This window comes from Kushneria phyllosphaerae (assembly GCF_900312995.1).
Classification (GTDB): Bacteria; Pseudomonadota; Gammaproteobacteria; order Pseudomonadales; family Halomonadaceae; genus Kushneria; species Kushneria phyllosphaerae.
On record NZ_ONZI01000003.1, the window covers coordinates 540,317 to 556,329 of the forward strand.

16 protein-coding genes are annotated in these 16,013 nt (G+C 61.3%); 12 read left to right on the forward strand and 4 right to left on the reverse strand.

Annotated elements, in window-relative coordinates; all coding sequences use genetic code 11:
• Window positions 1-6: 6 nt before the first annotated feature.
• Together KSP9073_RS12345 and KSP9073_RS12350 are read left to right on the forward strand one after the other, a co-directional pair.
• Window positions 7-777, forward strand: a complete 771-nt coding sequence (locus KSP9073_RS12345; protein ID WP_108843245.1) for a methyltransferase domain-containing protein — start codon at window positions 7-9, stop codon at window positions 775-777.
• A gap of 112 nt (window positions 778-889) precedes the next feature.
• On the forward strand, window positions 890-1,864 hold the full coding sequence (locus tag KSP9073_RS12350; protein ID WP_108843246.1) for a class I SAM-dependent methyltransferase: 975 nt from the start codon (window positions 890-892) through the stop codon (window positions 1,862-1,864).
• A 31-nt stretch (window positions 1,865-1,895) separates the two neighbouring features.
• Here the strand turns inward: KSP9073_RS12350 and greB are convergent, their stop codons facing one another.
• A complete protein-coding gene (gene greB / locus KSP9073_RS12355) occupies window positions 1,896-2,429 on the reverse strand; it encodes a transcription elongation factor GreB (RefSeq protein WP_108843247.1) in 534 nt (177 codons plus the stop codon).
• Window positions 2,430-2,646: 217 nt separating this feature from the next.
• Here greB and KSP9073_RS12360 point away from each other — a divergent pair, with 217 nt between their 5' ends.
• The 8 genes from KSP9073_RS12360 to KSP9073_RS12395 all read left to right on the forward strand — a co-directional run bounded on the left by KSP9073_RS12360 (window position 2,647) and on the right by KSP9073_RS12395 (window position 10,659).
• A complete protein-coding gene (locus tag KSP9073_RS12360) occupies window positions 2,647-3,276 on the forward strand; it encodes an NUDIX domain-containing protein (protein WP_108843248.1) in 630 nt (209 codons plus the stop codon).
• Window positions 3,277-3,280: 4 nt separating this feature from the next.
• Window positions 3,281-3,730, forward strand: coding sequence for a DUF1249 domain-containing protein (locus KSP9073_RS12365; protein WP_108843249.1), 450 nt, complete (start codon window positions 3,281-3,283; stop codon window positions 3,728-3,730).
• 118 nt (window positions 3,731-3,848) lie between these two features.
• Window positions 3,849-4,598 (forward strand): metallophosphoesterase, encoded by a 750-nt coding sequence (locus KSP9073_RS12370; RefSeq protein ID WP_108843250.1) that lies wholly within the window; start codon window positions 3,849-3,851, stop codon window positions 4,596-4,598.
• A 193-nt stretch (window positions 4,599-4,791) separates the two neighbouring features.
• A complete protein-coding gene (gene cysD / locus KSP9073_RS12375; RefSeq protein ID WP_108843251.1) occupies window positions 4,792-5,703 on the forward strand; it encodes a sulfate adenylyltransferase subunit CysD in 912 nt (303 codons plus the stop codon).
• Between the two features lie 7 nt (window positions 5,704-5,710).
• Entirely contained in the window at window positions 5,711-7,135 is a 1,425-nt protein-coding gene (gene cysN / locus KSP9073_RS12380; RefSeq protein ID WP_108843252.1) for a sulfate adenylyltransferase subunit CysN, read from the forward strand.
• A gap of 214 nt (window positions 7,136-7,349) precedes the next feature.
• A complete protein-coding gene (locus tag KSP9073_RS12385; protein ID WP_133241023.1) occupies window positions 7,350-8,504 on the forward strand; it encodes a porin in 1,155 nt (384 codons plus the stop codon).
• A 74-nt stretch (window positions 8,505-8,578) separates the two neighbouring features.
• Window positions 8,579-10,102 carry an Ada metal-binding domain-containing protein gene (locus KSP9073_RS12390; RefSeq protein ID WP_108843423.1) on the forward strand — a complete coding sequence of 508 codons (1,524 nt, stop codon included), beginning with the start codon at window positions 8,579-8,581 and terminating at the stop codon, window positions 10,100-10,102.
• Window positions 10,099-10,659, forward strand: a complete 561-nt coding sequence (locus tag KSP9073_RS12395; protein WP_108843254.1) for a methylated-DNA--[protein]-cysteine S-methyltransferase — start codon at window positions 10,099-10,101, stop codon at window positions 10,657-10,659. Before KSP9073_RS12390 ends, KSP9073_RS12395 begins: the two co-directional genes overlap by 4 nt.
• Here the strand turns inward: KSP9073_RS12395 and KSP9073_RS12400 are convergent.
• The 3 genes from KSP9073_RS12400 to cmoA all read right to left on the reverse strand — a co-directional run bounded on the left by KSP9073_RS12400 (window position 10,594) and on the right by cmoA (window position 13,471).
• Window positions 10,594-11,571, reverse strand: a complete 978-nt coding sequence (locus KSP9073_RS12400; protein WP_108843255.1) for a ChuX/HutX family heme-like substrate-binding protein — start codon at window positions 11,569-11,571, stop codon at window positions 10,594-10,596. The two genes, KSP9073_RS12395 and KSP9073_RS12400, sit on opposite strands and share 66 nt — an antisense overlap.
• Window positions 11,572-11,715: 144 nt before the next feature.
• A complete protein-coding gene (cmoB, locus tag KSP9073_RS12405; protein ID WP_108843256.1) occupies window positions 11,716-12,699 on the reverse strand; it encodes a tRNA 5-methoxyuridine(34)/uridine 5-oxyacetic acid(34) synthase CmoB in 984 nt (327 codons plus the stop codon).
• Window positions 12,700-12,736: 37 nt separating this feature from the next.
• Complete coding sequence (cmoA, locus tag KSP9073_RS12410; protein WP_108843424.1) at window positions 12,737-13,471, reverse strand: carboxy-S-adenosyl-L-methionine synthase CmoA; 735 nt, start codon at window positions 13,469-13,471, stop codon at window positions 12,737-12,739.
• 189 nt (window positions 13,472-13,660) lie between these two features.
• On the opposite strand from cmoA, the gene pgi reads away from it, so the two are divergent.
• A complete protein-coding gene (pgi, locus tag KSP9073_RS12415) occupies window positions 13,661-15,304 on the forward strand; it encodes a glucose-6-phosphate isomerase (RefSeq protein ID WP_108843257.1) in 1,644 nt (547 codons plus the stop codon).
• 43 nt (window positions 15,305-15,347) lie between these two features.
• The gene (locus KSP9073_RS12420) at window positions 15,348-15,971 is read left to right on the forward strand and encodes a YqiA/YcfP family alpha/beta fold hydrolase (protein ID WP_108843258.1); all 624 of its coding nucleotides are present in this window, start codon (window positions 15,348-15,350) and stop codon (window positions 15,969-15,971) included.
• The last annotated feature ends 42 nt before the right edge of the window (window positions 15,972-16,013 follow it).

The window sequence follows — 16,013 nt, forward strand, 5'->3', positions numbered from 1 at the left end:
GCCCGCATGAAAGAACGCATCACCACGGACCGCCACTTCAACGGCATGGCCGAGAAGTTCGAACACTCTTTATACAATCACTCCCGCGGACGGCTGCGCCTGGCGCTGTTGACCCGCGCCATCGAGTCTTCCATCCCACTGAACGGGCAGCCGCTGGTCGATGTCGGCGCTGGGCTGGGCCAGATGGCGCACTGGGCGGCAGGAAAAGGCCACCCGGTCACGCTGCTGGAGCCGGCCGAGGACATGCTCGCGGCCGCGCGCACACGTTTGATCGGTCATGATGTCCGCTTTTATCAAAGCGATCTGCAAGGCCTGTGTAATGTGGCCCCCGGCCCGTGGCCGCTGATGTTCTGTCACGCCGTGCTTGAGTGGTTGATCGATCCCGAAGCGGCGGTTCATCGGCTGGCCGAACAGCTGGCACCCAACGGGTGGCTATCCCTGATGGTGTTCAATGAGGATGCGCTGCGCTTTTCCAACGTGGTGAAGGGCAATCTGCAAAAGGTGCTTGATGACCAGCTGGCAGGCTTTGGTCAACGCAAGCGTCTGACGCCGATTTCCCCGCTACGCCATGATGACGTGGTGCGCTGGCTGAATGAGGCCGGGCTGGAGGTTCGGGCCGTGACCGGCATTCGCGTGTTCCATGATTATCTGCGTGAGCGCGACCCGGATGAGGCCACGCTGGAACGGCTTTTTGAACTTGAGCATCGCTACTGCCGGCAGGAACCCTACTGGCGCCTGGGTCGCTATCTTCATTACAGCGTTTATCGCCCGAGCTGATATTCTTCACCTCATCGCAGGGGTGTTTCCGGGCTTGCTCGGAGATATACCGTTATCTTTATGGCCATGTCACAGGACAGGCCAGTCATTATTTGAGTAAAGCAGGGGATTCATGAGTTTTTCCACGCCCATGGGGCAGTTACTGGACCGACAGTCACCCGCGATCAGAGAAGGGGAATGGCTGATTGCCCCGCCGCTGGATGAAGGGCTTTTAAGCGGCGCGAAACACCGCATCTGGAGTCTGGATCACTTGATCGCCGAGGTGTGGCGCAAGCATGGCCATGAGGTCGTCGAAGGGCTGACACCGCCGGAAGGCATGACGGCGGCGCTGCTGTTCTGGCCCAAAACGATGGACCTGGGTCGATGGTGGCTGGATCAGCTCAATGCGCACTGCGATGTGGGCAGTACGCTGCGCATCGTCGGTGAGCATCACGGCGGCGGCAAGCGCGTGCCGGGCGAGCTGAAGGCCCGCGGCATGTCGCACCAGCGTCTCGATAACGCGCGGCGCTGCTCACTATATGAAGCCACTACCATTGCCGGAGAGGCGGGCGATCACTGGTCCACGTTCGAAGCGCTGGATCTCACCCTGGTCAGCCACCCGGGCATCTTCGGTCACGGTCGGTTGGATGATGGCACCCGCATGCTGCTGGACGTTCTGCCGGCTCAGGAAGGGCGCGTGCTGGATGCCGGCTGCGGCGATGGCGTGATCAGTTCCTGGGTGGCCCGTCAGGGCGCTGACGTCACGGCCGTGGACATCAACCATCTGGCGCTGGAAGCCACTCGACGTACGCTTGAGGCCAATGGCCTGAAAGGCGAGGTGCTGTCCAGCGATATGCTGGATGCCGTCGAAGGCCCCTTTGACACCATCATCAGCAACCCGGCCTTTCATCAGGAGCGTCACGTCTCGATCGACCCGGCCCGCAAGCTGATCGAGCAGGCCAGCAAGAAGCTGACCCCCAAGGGGGCACTGTATATCGTGGCCAACAGCTTTTTGCCCTATATGGGGCTGATGAAAAAGCACTTCGGTCGTGTCGACGTGCTGGCGGAAAGCAGCCGCTTCCGGGTCTATCGCTGTAGCCGGCGTTAAGGGCCGGGCGCCGGGTGATAGGTGCTTTTAATCAGCGCTCGGCGTAGGCGATGTCGGTAATGATCCAGGTGGTTTCGCCACCCGGGGCGTCGACGGTGACTTCGGCGTCCAGTGGCTTGCCGAGCAGGGCCCGCGCGAGTGGAGCGTCCACGCTGATCCAGTGCTTTTTGTTGTCGGTCTCGTCGGGACCGACAATGCGGATGCGCATCTCTTCGCCGTCGTCATCTTCCAGCGTCACCCAGGCACTGAAAAAGACCCGCTCGCGGTCGGCCGGCAGTCGGTCGACCACGGTCAGGGCGTCCAGGCGCTGTTGCAGATAGGCGATCCGGGCGATGGTGCCGTTCAGGGCCTTCTTGTTATAGGTGTAGTCGGCGTTTTCGCTGCGATCGCCCTGGGCGGCGGCTTCCCCGGTCTTGCGGGACTGTTCCGGGCGGCGTACGCGCACCAGATGGTCCAGCAGGCTTTGCATCGAGGCGTAGCCTTCCGGTGTGATCAGGTCGGTCTTTTTCTCCTGACGCGGATCCTTGGCGGGATCGCGCCAGCGAGTCATGTTGCGTCCTTTCATGCAGGCGGTGGCCGTATGACAGTGGGGCCATTACCATAATCGCCTCGTATTGTGCTGCCAAGGCCGGTGGCCGGCGCGCGCTTGAAAGTTTCTGGCGCAGTGCCCATAAACCTGCCAACACTTCCTTTATGGCCCGGCGCATTCCGTCTTCCCGTCACCCGAGACTGTCTGCCCTTTCCATCCGGCGGCCATGCTCATGTATTTCAAGGACAAGCCGATGACCACTCAGGAGACAACGTCCGTGCCACGTTTTGACGGCGCTGACGTCGAGCCCATCGAAGACGTACCGCTGCATCGCGGATTTTTCAATCTCGACCGCGTGGACGTGCGTCATCGCCGGTATCAGGGCGGCTGGAGCGAGACCGTCTCGCGTGAGGTGTTTCGTCATCATGACGCCGTTGGCGTGCTGTTATATGACGTGGAACGTGACGCCGTCGTGCTGGTCGAACAGTTTCGCGCCGGCGCCATGGGGCGCAATTTCAGCCCCTGGCTGCTGGAACCGGCTGCCGGTCTGATCGACTCAGATGAGTCACCGGAAGCGGTGGCCCGTCGCGAGGTACACGAAGAAACCGGATGCGAGACCGAACAGCTGATGGAGATTCACCGTTATTTCCCCAGCCCCGGGGCCTGTGATGAGTACATTACGCTGTATTGTGCGCTGGTGGATTCGACCGAGGTGGGCGGCGTACACGGGCTTGAAGAGGAGCACGAGGACATCATGGTGCGTGTGCTACCCTTCCGTGACGTCTGGGGAATGCTGGAAAACGGTACCATCAACAATGCCATGTTATTGATTGCGCTGTACTGGCTGGCTCGTGAACGCCCGTCCCTCAGAGCAAGGAGTTAATCATTTGAGTAGACGAACCGCTTACGTTACCGATCTCAGGACGCTACAGGCCGAGTGTACGGCCAATTTCGTGCGTCTTGACCGGCTGCTGGGCGATACCGCCGCCGGCGAGCGGGTAGAGCTGCCGCTGGCAAGCCATACCGCCCGCTTTGGCACCCTGCATCTCGAGGTTGTCGAGCGCGCACCCTACACAACGGTCGTGCGCGTTTTTCAAAGTGGCGTGCTCGATGGCATGATCGATGCGCCGCGCATGATGGTGCATCTGTATCACGACGTGCAGATGGCCGAGGTGACCGACTTTCAGCGCAAGCGCCACTTCGAGGGTCGCTATCGCTACCCTAATGCCCATATGCATCAGCCCGATGAGAAACTACAGCTCAATCGCTTTCTGGGCGAATGGCTGGAGCACGGTCTGGCCCATGGTCACGATACCCGCATTTTTGAAACGCCCTGAGTTGCACAGCGCCTGCTGATGCGCCCTCGTTTAAATCCTCGCCCTGCTGCGCCCTCGTGTTGCGCTCTCGTGTTGACCTGATAACGTCGCCGGGAATGCCCCTTGTCAGGAGAAGGCCATGTTGATCATTCAGCTGTCGGACAGCCATTTAAAGGCAGACCCCGCCGGGGTATATCGAGACGTTGAGGTGGAAGCACGACTGATCTCGATGCTGGCCGTGGTGGCTGGTTATCAGCCGGACCTGATCGTGGTCAGCGGTGACGTCAGTGATGACGGTTCATTGGCCTCCTATCAGCGCGCCGCCGGACATCTCGATGCACTGGGCTGTCGCTGGGTCTGGTTGCCCGGCAATCATGATCATCCGGCGACCATGGCCGAGGTGCGCGCGCTGGAGCCCATCATTCATCTGGCGGGCTGGCAGATTCTGCTGCTCAACAGCTGGGTCGAGGGCGAGGAGGGCGGTCGGCTGGGCCGTCAGCAGCTGGCGCATCTGGACGCACAGCTGGCCGGTGAGGCGTCACCGGCGCTACTGGTATTGCATCATCCGCCCGTAAGCGTTGAAGCCGACTGGATGAACGAGATCGGCCTGGAAGACCGCGAAGCCTTCTGGGCCGGACCTGGCCGATCTGATCATCTGCAGGCCGTGCTGTGTGGCCACATTCATCATGAGATGACCTGTCTGCATCAGGGCGTACCGGTCATGTCGGTGCCGGCCATTGCCGCGCAGTTTGTGCCCGAAAGTCAGGAGTTTGCTGTCGATAGCCACGCCCCGGGCGGCTTTCGTCTCATACATCTGGGTGTCGATGACGCCGGGCAGCCTCGTTTATCGACGCGGGTTGAATACGTTCCGGTCCAACAGCCCGGGTAGCAGAAAGCGTTTGCGACAACTTTTATAGCTCAAACGTCTAAAGGAAGAAACGTTGATTCTTTGACGTTATGAAGGCGGCTCGCTAACGTGAGCGCATCTTTATTTGCTCGTGACGTTTTTTTCACGAGAACCCCCGTTTACAGCGTCATCGTCATCCGGCGATGGCGTTTGGTCATGAGAGGTTGTGATACGCATGCTTTCTCCCGAGCGGCAAACACATCTGAAACAACTCGAAGCCGAGTCGATTCATATCCTTCGCGAGGTGGCGGCCGAGTTTCGCAACCCCGTCATGCTTTATTCGATCGGCAAGGACTCCTCGGTCATGCTGCATCTGGCCCGCAAGGCGTTCTATCCCGGTACACCGCCGTTCCCGCTGATGCACGTCAACACCACGTGGAAATTCCACGAGATGATCGAGTTTCGCGATCGCATGGCGGCCGAGACTGGCATGGAGCTGATCGAGCACATCAACGAGGAAGGCCGCGAGGCGGGCATCAACCCGTTTGATCACGGCAGCTCCAAGTACACCGATGTCATGAAGACCCAGTCGCTCAAGCAGGCGCTGGACAAGTATGGCTTCGATGCCGCCTTTGGCGGCGCGCGTCGTGATGAAGAGGCCTCGCGTGCCAAGGAGCGCGTGTACTCGTTTCGCGATCAGTACCACCGCTGGGACCCGAAAAATCAGCGCCCGGAGCTGTGGAGCCTGTACAACGGCCACATCAACAAGGGCGAGTCGATTCGCGTCTTCCCGCTGTCCAACTGGACCGAGCTGGACATCTGGCAGTACATCTATCTCGAATCGATTCCGATCGTGCCGCTGTATTACTCCGCCAAACGTCCGGTCGTCGAGCGTGATGGCACGCTGATCATGGTCGATGATGAGCGCATGCCGCTGAATGAGGGCGAGGTGCCCGAGATGAAGTCCGTGCGTTTTCGAACGCTGGGCTGCTATCCGCTGACCGGCGCCGTGGAATCCGAGGCGGCAACGCTTCCCGACATTATTCAGGAAATGCTCCTGACCCGTACCAGTGAACGTTCCGGGCGCGCCATCGATCACGATCAGGCCGGTTCCATGGAACGCAAGAAACGCGAAGGTTACTTCTGAGGCGCATATGGCACACCAATCATCCCTGATAGCCGAAAACATCGAGGCGTATCTCAAGGAGCATGAAGCCAAGGATCTGCTGCGCTTCATTACCTGTGGCAGCGTCGATGACGGCAAGTCGACCCTGATCGGGCGACTGCTGCACGACTCGAAAATGATCTATGAAGATCAGCTGGCGGCCCTGACGCGGGATTCAAAAACCCGCGGCACCACCGGCGAGCGCGTGGATCTGGCGCTGCTGGTTGACGGGCTCCAGTCCGAACGCGAGCAGGGCATCACCATCGATGTGGCCTATCGCTTCTTCTCGACCGACAAGCGCAAGTTCATCATCGCCGACACGCCCGGGCATGAGCAGTACACCCGCAACATGGCCACCGGTGCTTCGACGGCAAGCCTTGCGGTGATTCTGATCGATGCACGTTATGGCGTGCAGGTGCAGACGCGTCGTCACAGCTTCATCGCCGATCTTTTGGGCATTCAGCACCTGGTGATCGCGGTCAACAAGATGGACCTGGTCGAGTACTCGCAGGACCGTTTTGAAGAGATCAAGCGCGACTACCTGGGCTTTGCCGAGAACCTCAAGGCGCGCGACATCAGCTTTGTGCCCATGTCGGCGCTGGAAGGCGACAACGTCGTCAACCCGAGCGCCAACATGCCCTGGCATGACGGCGTGCCGTTGCTGGAACAGCTTGAAAACGTCGAGATTTCGCGTGATCAGAACCTGACCGATCTGCGCTTTCCGGTGCAGTACGTCAATCGTCCCAATCTGGATTTTCGCGGCTATGCCGGCACGCTTCAGGCCGGCGTACTGCGCCCGGGACAGCAGGTGAAGGTCCTGCCTTCCGGCAAGGTCTCCACGGTCGAGCGACTCGTGACCTTTGATGGCGACCTCGATGAAGCCTGGCCCGGTCAGGCCATTACCGTCACGCTCGCCGATGAGGTGGATATCTCCCGCGGTGACTGGCTGGTGGCCTTCGACACCGAACTGCCGATGTCCAATGCCTTTGTGGCCGACATCGTCTGGATGAACGAGCGCGAAATGACGCCCGGTCGCGGCTATGACTTCAAGCTGGCCACGCGGGATGTCAGCGGCCAGATCAGCGCCATCGATTACAGTATCGACGTCAACACGCTGGAGCATTACGATGCCGAGCGGCTGGCGCTCAACGAGATCGGCCGCTGTCAGGTCACGCTGACCCAGCCTGTGCCGGTGGATGCCTACGACACCAGCCCCGGTACCGGCAGCTTTATTGTCATCGACCGCCTGACCAATCTGACGGTCGGCGCCGGCATGATTCGCAAGGCCGCTGATAACGCCGAAGGCAGTGGCGCCGTTGACTGGCAGGCCTTTGAGGTCGAATTCAATGACCTGATCCGTCGTCACTTCCCGCACTGGGAAGCGCGTGACGTGCGCGACATCTTCAAGCGCTGACGCTGTAGACATTGATCGATCCACGCCCGGCCCTGTGCCGGGCGTTTTTGCAGGTGTCTTTGCGCAGCGGCGAGGTAACCCGCGGTCAATTCGTTGGCGTGTCCGGTTTCAAATCGTTGCGTTGTCTCACTATACTCCCCCCGCTTCTCAAGCCGTCAGACAGCGTGCGCCCTGACCTGCTCGGCGTTTTTTATCGTGATGATCGGGATTGACCATGAATATCGGGAAAGGGCGGGGGGTAGTGCTGGGGCTGACGGGCGGTCTGGTACTGATGCAGGCAGGCGCTGCCCGGGCGGAAGTCACGCTGTTGTCACCCACCGAGTCCCCGGAGACCGGGCTTGATCGTGTCGAGGTCAAGGTCGGCGGCAGTGTGCGGGCGCAGTATTTCAATGAACTGGGCGGGTCGGATGAGGGGAGCTACAAGCATCGCGGCTATGACGGCGGCACGCGCTTTCGGCTGCACGTCAACTATCACGTCAGTGATGATCTAACGCTTTTGAGCTATGGCGAGCTGGGCGTGAACACGGCGAAGGTCATGGGCTGGGATGATCACTACGATCAGGATAGCTCCGATAGTGCGACGACCCGCCGACAGGTCTATTTCGGGTTTGAAAGCGACCGTTACGGCCGGCTGACCGCCGGCAAGCAGAACAGTGTCTATTACGACACCGTTGGGGTCAGCACGGACGTCTGGGATTACAACCAGTTCGCTCAGGCGCCGGGGGTGGGCATCGATGGCAGCTACGATGGCTCCTATCGTGCCCGCAAGAGCCTGCGCTACTCCAACGGCACGAAAGACTTCACGGTCTTTGCGGGCTGGCTGTTTCCCGATGATGACCTGCATCTGGACGGACCGTTTGATTATCGCCGTCGCAGTGGCGGCTCTATCGGCTTTCGATGGCATTTGACCGATGACCTGACGCTGGGCGGGGCCTATGCCAATACCTCCGCCGAGATCAAGGGCAGCGGCGAGCAGCAGTCCTTTCGCCAGCAACTCACCGGCAGCTCCCTGACCTGGACGGGCGGTGACTGGTATCTTGCCGTGGGGGCCGGCTATTACAACGATTTCGTACCCGACCCTGCCGCCGACGGACTCAGTGATTACCTTGCCAGCGACGCCTACGGGGTGGAGTACATCGCCCGCTACAGCTTCCCGCTCGACAACGACTGGGTGCAAAGCATCAAGCCCTTCGTGGCCGGTGATCGCCTGAAGCGTCTGGGCAGCGCTGATGCCCAGAGCAACCATCAGGTGCTGGGGGTGACCACCCAGTTCAACCATGGCTTCCGCCTCGACCTTGAGCGTATCTTCGCCAACACTTCGGACAGCGAGCCCGACTCGGTACTGGCCAGACTGCGCTACGACTTCTAGATACCGCGGTACGGCGCCACTCACATGTCCGTAAACGGCCAATGTCTGAGCATCAGACGCGATATATTGGGCGCATGAACCTTGCTCCCGATATCTGCTATCAGGCTCTGGCCTCCCGCGACCGCCGCTTTGACGGCCAGTTTGTCGTCGGGGTGACATCGACCGGCATCTACTGCCGGCCGATCTGTCGTGTGCGTTGCCCGAAACCTGATCACTGTCGCTTTTTTAGCCACCCGGCCGCCGCCGAGCAGGCCGGGTTTCGGCCCTGTCTGCGCTGCCGCCCGGAACTGGCCCCGGGCCTTGCGATGATGGATGCCCGGGATCAGCTGGCACAGGCCGCCATGGTCATGATCGATAACGGCTTTCTGGATCACGATGGCAGTGATGCGCTGGCGCGCCGGATCGGGATCAGCGAGCGTCATCTGCGGCGGCTGTTCAGGGCCACGTTTGGCGTGACCATGTTCGATGTGGCCAGAACCCGGCGCCTGTTGCTGGCCAAGAGACTGTTGACCGATACCTCCCTGCCCGTCAGCGAGATTGCGCTGGCCGCGGGCTTTGGCAGCCAGCGCCGGCTGAATGCACTTTTCCAGACCCACTATCGCATGTCGCCCGGCCGGCTTCGCCGGGGAGAGCGCGGCGGAACTGCCGACTCATCGATCACGCTGGCGATGGTCTATCAGCCGCCATTGGACTGGACGGCCATGCTCGACTTTCTGGCGCTTCGACAGGTCGAGGGGCTCGAGCAGGTCGAAGCAGGGTGCTGGCAGCGCAGTCTGATGATCGAAAGGGACAGTGCCAGCGGGCGGACCAGGCACTCCGGCTGGATCTCCGTGGCCCATATGGCCCCGGGACAGCTGGCGCTGACCCTGCCGGTGACGCTGGTGCCGGTCATGGGGGAGGTGCTCAACATGGTACGTCACCTGTTTGATCTGGACGCGCCCATGGCGCTGGTCGAGGCGCATCTAAAGGGACTGGTGCCTGCGAGCACCGGCATCCGGGTGCCCGGCGCTGTTACCGGCTTTGAAATGGCGGTGCGTGCCATTGTTGGTCAGCAGATTACGACCGCTCGGGCACGTCGGGTGCTTACCGAACTGGTGGCTCGATTGGGCGAGCCGCTGGCGGGGCAGCCGGGACGTTACGTGTTCCCGCCGCCTGCGGTACTGGCGGCGCAGCCGCCCGAGGCCCTGATTACCCTGGGGCTGCTGCGGATTCGGGCCGAGGCGATCATCGCCGTGGCGAAAGCGATGGACAGCGGGGCGCTGGTGCTGAGCCCGGGCGCACCGGTGGCGGAAAACATGGCAGGGCTACAGGAGATTCGCGGTATCGGTGACTGGACCGCGCAATATGTGGCCATGCGCGCGCTGGCCTGGCCGGATGCCTTTCCGGCCGGTGATCTGGTGCTCAAAAGGGCCATGGGCTGTCGCAGTGACCGGGAGGCAGCGGCCCGCTCCGCTGTCTGGTCGCCGTGGCGTGCCTATGCGGCCATTCGGCTCTGGCACGCGGCGTCATTGGCTGCCCATTCGAACCATGTCATTTTACCGTTGGGGGCGCCGGAGGCTATCGAGCCGGCGTCATTAAGCGAGGAGCTACCATCATGATGGAATATGCCGTGCTGCCCTCGGCACTGGGGGATATCGTGCTGCGCGTCGAGTCGGATGATCTGACGGGCGTTTTTTTCCATGATCAGAAGCATTTCCCGAGCTCGGCGCACAGGCCCTTTATGCCGATCAAACAGAGCCCGTCAGCGGTGATGCGTCAGGCCGGCGAGGAGATCGAAGAATATCTCGCGGGGGCTCGACAGCGCTTTGAGCTGCCGCTGTCGCTGCCGGGCAGCCCCTTCCAGCAGCGCGTCTGGCAGCGTCTGGAAGGCATCGGGTTTGGCGAGATTCTCACCTATGGCGCGCTGGCGCGCTCGCTTGGGCTGTCTCGGGGGCATTCGCGGGCAGTGGGCAGTGCGGTCGGCCGCAATCCGGTCTCGATGATCGTGCCCTGTCATCGTGTGCTGGCCGGCGGCGGTGCGCTTACCGGTTATGCCGGCGGGCTGGCGCGCAAGGCACATCTGCTGGCGCTGGAAGGACGCCCGGAAGGGTCAGCGGCACTCCGTCAGGTCGAGGGCGAGCATCATCTCGCCGCTGGCGTCGAACGCTTCCAGTGAGGTGGTAAGTCGCCCTTCGGGGCCAGGCCGCACAACCTGCCAGGCTTCGTTCAGGGCGCTGCTGTCGAGCGACAGGGTCAGCTGATCACTTTCAAGGCGGAGCGTATCGCGGCTGCCCTGATGGAAGTGTTTGAAACGGGCGCGATGATGATGGGCGCCGCCGGCGTGTATGAGACTGGCCCGAGTGGGCTGCGTACGCCGACAGGCCCCTGCCAGTGCCATGATAAAGCGCTCGGGGGCCACCGATGTGCTGAAATCCCCTGCCACGGCACGGTTTGCGTCCACGCGTCGCAGCCGGTGATGCGACAGCAGCCGCGAGAAATCCTCTGCGCCGCGCAGGGCACGCCACGACGCGAGCAGTGCCGGACGATGCGCCTCCGGGCAGTCGTGGGCAATGTCGATGCAGCGGGTAAAGCCGGGGCGTTTGAGGGTGGCGAAGTATTCAAGCAGGGTCCAGCCGGAGGCTTCTGGCGTCAGGCCATACAGCTGGTGCAGCACATGGCCGAAGCGGTCGAATACCTGCAGGCAGGGCACTTCCTCAGCCGTTGGCGAGGGCCGTTCACGGGACAGGCTGACCCAGTACCAGCAGGGCAGCAGAAGCTGCATGGTCAGCGCCCGATCATTCCAGAGACTGGCATGGCGCTGATCGGCGTGAATGTGACAGCCCTCCAGCCGGCTGGACAGTGCCGCGTGCGCGCTTCGGGTCACCATCTGAACCTGGCCCAGCTGCGGCAGCATCATGACCAGATCGCAGGGCGTCAGGGCCAGTGAGTGCACCCCACGCCCCAGCCGCGAGGCCTGAATGTCCCCTTCACTACAGTCCAGCAGCGCTGCCAGCGTGCGACACTCCAGATGCGGGGCGCGCAGACGTGCTTCCTCAAACGCTTCAAACACAACGTTGGCCTGGTGCATGCGGCAACCCTCGCAGCGTGATGGATGGATACAGGGTTTATTTTGCTAATGATAACCATTTGCAAAAAGCCATCAAGCAAAAACCATGCGTATCGTCCGGCAGGTCGCTGGCCCTGATCGAATGTCGAGCGTTTCAGCGCCGTGTCAGGGTTTTGTCGCGATGACCACGGCCCGTCTCGGCGCCGGGTAGCCTTCCACCGTACGGCTCGCATCCTCGGGGTCGAGAAAATCGGCCAGTGACTGGAAGGTCATCCACTCGGTGGCGCGCTGCTCGTCCAGCGTGGTATTGGCTTCATCGACCACCCGTGGGTTTTGAAAGCCCACTCGGCCGAGCCAGTGTACAAGCGCTTTTGAAGAGGGCAGAAACCAGACGTTGGGCATCTGTGCGTAGCGCTCGCCCGGGACCAGCACCTGATGCTCATCGCCTTCCACCACCAGCGTTTCAAGCACCAGCTCACCGCCCGGGCGCAGCGTGTCATACAGTTCGCGCAGATGATCGATGGGGGAGGGGCGGTGGTAGAGCACGCCCATGGAAAAGACCGTATCAAAGGCGGCAAGCCGTGGAGGCACTTCTTCGATACCGACCGGAAGAAAATGCACATTGCGCCCGGCTTCCCCCATGAAATGGCGAATGGCATGAAACTGCCAGTAAAAGCGCGGTGACGGGTCAATCACGAGCACAAAGTCAGCCCCGGCCCCGGCCATGCGCCAGCCGTGATAGCCATTGCCGCCGCCGACATCGAGCACGCGCCGACCCTTGAGATCACTCAGGTGCGGCGCCAGACGCTGCCACTTCCAGTCCGAGCGCCATTCGGTATCGATGGTGATCTCGCCGACCCGGTAGGGCCCCTTGCGCCAGGGGGCCAGAATCTTTAAAAGATTGTCGCACTGCCGGCGGCTGGAGGCGTCCATGATGGCCTCCACGCTCACCGTATCCTGCGTCAGATGCACTTGTTCCACTTCCAGGGCGGGCAGGCGTTTGACCGCGCGCTCCCAGGCGGGCAGATCGCCGAATCGTTGACGATCCAGGCCGCGCGCCAGCTGCTCGGGCAGGCGGGCAAGCCAGCTTTCCAGCCCCTGTTCGAGAAAGGCGTGATAAAGGGGAAGATGACGCGCATCGATCGACATGCAGAGGTCCGGGCTGGTGAGGGTAAGGGGAGATAACTTATTTAAAGGCCAGTATCGAGGCAAAGTTGAGATACTGAAACCAGGTGTCATGGCGCGTGAAGCCCGTGTGGGCCAGTCGCTCATGATGGGTGGAAAGCCGGTCCGGAATCATGACGTCTTCAAGCGCCGTACGTTTCTGGCTGATCTCGAGATCCGAATAGCCGTTGGCGCGCTTGAAGTCATGGTGCAGGTCGATCAAAAGCGATTCCTGGCCCGGCTCGCCCAGAATCTTTTCCGACAGCAGCAGCACCCCGCCGGGCATGAGGGCGTCATACAGGCGTTGAATCACCTGGTCACGCTCGCTCGGGTCAAGAAACTGTAACGTAAAATTGACCATGATCATGCCGGCCCGGGGCAGCGGACAGTCGCGGATATCGCCCTGCAGCACCTCGATGCGATGCTCGGGCGCCTGCTGGGCGAGAAGGCCGCGGGCCTTGTCGACCATGGGCTGTGAGAGATCGATGGCCTGCAGGGTAAAGGCCTCGGGCCCCAGGCGCTGGCAGATGGACAGGGTCGAGGCGCCCAGCGAGCAGCCCAGATCCAGAATGTGGGCGCCGGGGCTCAAATGGCGTGCGGCGATAACACCGGCCATGCTGGTGATCTGGGCATAGCCTGGGACCGAGCGGCGGATCATGTCGGGGAAGCAGTCGACCACGCGTTCGTCAAAGGAAAAATCGGTAACCTGATCCAGCGGTGTCGAAAAAAGGGCGTCGCGTCGGGAGACGTCGGTCATCGGGGTACCCACGATCTATCAGACTCTGAGAGAAGGTTGTTCGGTCATGCAGACAGTGGTCTGATAGAGACCCGCTGCGTGTCGGACGCGCCTTCTGTCAGAATGAACATCAAACAGGGGCGGTCTTCATGGCCGACCATGTTACGCTTTGAGCATGAAAGCTGCACCTATCACGGAGGAAGAGCAAGGATGTCAATTCGTCAAAACACGGCCTGGAAAGCGCTGGAAAGTCATCGCGATACCATGCGCGATGTGCACCTGACCACCCTGTTTGAACAGGATGGGCGCTTTGACGCCTTCTCCCGTCAGGCCGCCGGACTTACGCTTGATTTCTCCAAGCAGCGCATTCGCCAGGAGACCCTGGATCTGCTGCTGAACCTGGCCCGTGAGGCCGGGGTGGAAGCCGCCGTTGAGCGCCTGCTGTCCGGTCGTCGTGTCAACCTGACCGAGGATCGGCCGGCCCTGCATACGGCGCTGCGTCTACCACAGGGCGGCGAGTTTCACGTTGAAGGGGAAGACGTTCAGGCCGATGTGCATGACAGTCTCGACCGCATGCAACAGATGGTCGAAAAGCTTCAGGCCGGTCAGTGGCGTGGCGCGAATGGCCATGCCATCAAACAGGTCATCAATCTGGGCGTCGGCGGTTCCGACCTGGGTCCGCTGATGGTCGTCAAGGCGCTGGAAGATGCGTTTGTGGCACCCAATGCGCTGGAAGTGCACTTTGCCTCCACCATCGACGGTTCACAGCTGGCCGAGCTGCTGCCGACGCTGGATGCCGACGAGACGCTGTTCATCTACTCCTCCAAGTCGTTTGGCACCATCGACACCTCGGCCAATGCCGATACGGCACTGGCCTGGCTTGCCGAGCAGACCGGCAGCGACATCGAGCGCCTGAAGCGTCATCACTTCATCGGGGTCTCTACCAAGCCCGAGAAGATGACCGAGTGGGGCATCGCGCCCGACCATCAGCTGCTGTTCTGGGACTGGGTTGGCGGTCGCTACTCCTTCTGGAGCGCCATCGGTCTGCCCATTGCCATTCGTCTGGGCATGGACAACTTCCGTCGTCTGCTGGCCGGTGGCCATGCCATGGATGAACACTTTGCCTCGGCGCCGCTGGAAGAGAATCTGCCGGTACTGTTTGGCCTGCTGGGCATCTGGAACACCAACTTCCTCGATATTCAGTCGCTGGCAGTATTGCCCTACGACGGTCGTCTCAAGCATCTGCCGGGCTATCTCCAGCAGCTCGAGATGGAATCCAACGGCAAGTCATCGACCAATGAAGGCGAGAAGGTCGACTACAACACCTGCCCGGTTCTGTGGGGCGAGATCGGGCCCAACGGCCAGCACGCCTTCTATCAGCTGCTGCACCAGGGCACGCGAGCGGTGGCGTGTGATTTCGTAGCCCCCATCACGCGTTATGATCACGTGGAAAGCGCCAGCGTGCGGGAAAGCCTTGAGCGCCAGCATCGCCTGTCGCTGGCCAACTGCTTTGCCCAGTCCCGCGTGTTGATGCTGGGTGATGACGCCATCAAGAGCACCGAGACGCCGCCTGCCCACAAGCGCTACGGCGGCAACCAGCCGTCATCCACCCTCCTGTTCAACACGCTGTCGCCGGAATCACTCGGTGCCCTGATCGCGCTTTACGAGCACAAGGTGTATGTCCAGGGCGTCATCTGGGACATCGATTCGTTCGATCAGTGGGGCGTGGAGCTTGGCAAGAAGATCGCCAATGAAACGGCCGATATCCTGGCAAGCGGCCAGGGGCTCGACCAGATGGACGATTCAAGCCGTCATCTGATCGAGACCGTGCTGGGTCAGCGCGGCAGTGCTTAAAAATGGCTGTTTATTTATACAGTAACTGCGTTATGCTGATGTCATGAATGATCATGCCAATGCCGTCGACAACGTGCTTTATCTGCACGGCTTCAACAGCCACCCCGGTTCGGCCAAGGCCGAGCTGACCCGCCGGGCCTGCGAGCAGGCCCGGCCGCGTCCGCGCTTTATTGCCCCGGCCCTGTCGCATCATCCAGGCCCTGCCTGGCAGACGGCACAGGAGGTGATGAGCACGCTTGAGGGGCGCACCATGGTGATCGGCAGTTCCATGGGCGGTTTTCTCGCCATTGGACTGGCCCGTACCCATGAGGTGGCGCGCGTGGTGCTCATCAATCCGGCCGTTGATCCCTTGAAGATCGCGCTGGAGCGCATGGGCAGCGAGATCGAACACGTCGAAACCGGCGAGATGTTCGTGATCGATGAAAGCTATGCCGATGCCCTTCGCGAGCAGCAGGCCGAGGTGGTCAATACCGACCGGTTTCTGGTCCTTCTGGGCACCGAGGATGAGATCCTCGATTACCGGCAGGCACTGGAGATGCTGGATGGCAGCCGGTTTGTCATCAATGAAGGTGATGATCACGGCCTGAGTCGGTATCCTGAACTATTGACGACAGTGCTGGCCCATGGCGGCCTGACGCTGCCGGAAGATTTCAATCCCGTACCGTAGGCCTTCAATGTGCCAGCGCCATATCTCTGACCCGACAGGCCG

What these genes read in the sequence shown, in the direction of transcription:
- KSP9073_RS12345 (WP_108843245.1), top strand. Translation starts at nt 7, where the DNA reads ATGAAAGAACGCATCACCACGGACCGCCACTTCAACGGCATGGCCGAG.
- KSP9073_RS12350 (WP_108843246.1), top strand. Translation starts at nt 890, where the DNA reads ATGAGTTTTTCCACGCCCATGGGGCAGTTACTGGACCGACAGTCACCC.
- greB (WP_108843247.1), bottom strand. Translation starts at nt 2,429, where the DNA reads ATGAAAGGACGCAACATGACTCGCTGGCGCGATCCCGCCAAGGATCCG.
- KSP9073_RS12360 (WP_108843248.1), top strand. Translation starts at nt 2,647, where the DNA reads ATGACCACTCAGGAGACAACGTCCGTGCCACGTTTTGACGGCGCTGAC.
- KSP9073_RS12370 (WP_108843250.1), top strand. Translation starts at nt 3,849, where the DNA reads ATGTTGATCATTCAGCTGTCGGACAGCCATTTAAAGGCAGACCCCGCC.
- cysD (WP_108843251.1), top strand. Translation starts at nt 4,792, where the DNA reads ATGCTTTCTCCCGAGCGGCAAACACATCTGAAACAACTCGAAGCCGAG.
- cysN (WP_108843252.1), top strand. Translation starts at nt 5,711, where the DNA reads ATGGCACACCAATCATCCCTGATAGCCGAAAACATCGAGGCGTATCTC.
- KSP9073_RS12385 (WP_133241023.1), top strand. Translation starts at nt 7,350, where the DNA reads ATGAATATCGGGAAAGGGCGGGGGGTAGTGCTGGGGCTGACGGGCGGT.
- KSP9073_RS12390 (WP_108843423.1), top strand. Translation starts at nt 8,579, where the DNA reads ATGAACCTTGCTCCCGATATCTGCTATCAGGCTCTGGCCTCCCGCGAC.
- KSP9073_RS12395 (WP_108843254.1), top strand. Translation starts at nt 10,099, where the DNA reads ATGATGGAATATGCCGTGCTGCCCTCGGCACTGGGGGATATCGTGCTG.
- KSP9073_RS12400 (WP_108843255.1), bottom strand. Translation starts at nt 11,571, where the DNA reads ATGCACCAGGCCAACGTTGTGTTTGAAGCGTTTGAGGAAGCACGTCTG.
- cmoB (WP_108843256.1), bottom strand. Translation starts at nt 12,699, where the DNA reads ATGTCGATCGATGCGCGTCATCTTCCCCTTTATCACGCCTTTCTCGAA.
- cmoA (WP_108843424.1), bottom strand. Translation starts at nt 13,471, where the DNA reads ATGACCGACGTCTCCCGACGCGACGCCCTTTTTTCGACACCGCTGGAT.
- pgi (WP_108843257.1), top strand. Translation starts at nt 13,661, where the DNA reads ATGTCAATTCGTCAAAACACGGCCTGGAAAGCGCTGGAAAGTCATCGC.
- KSP9073_RS12420 (WP_108843258.1), top strand. Translation starts at nt 15,348, where the DNA reads ATGAATGATCATGCCAATGCCGTCGACAACGTGCTTTATCTGCACGGC.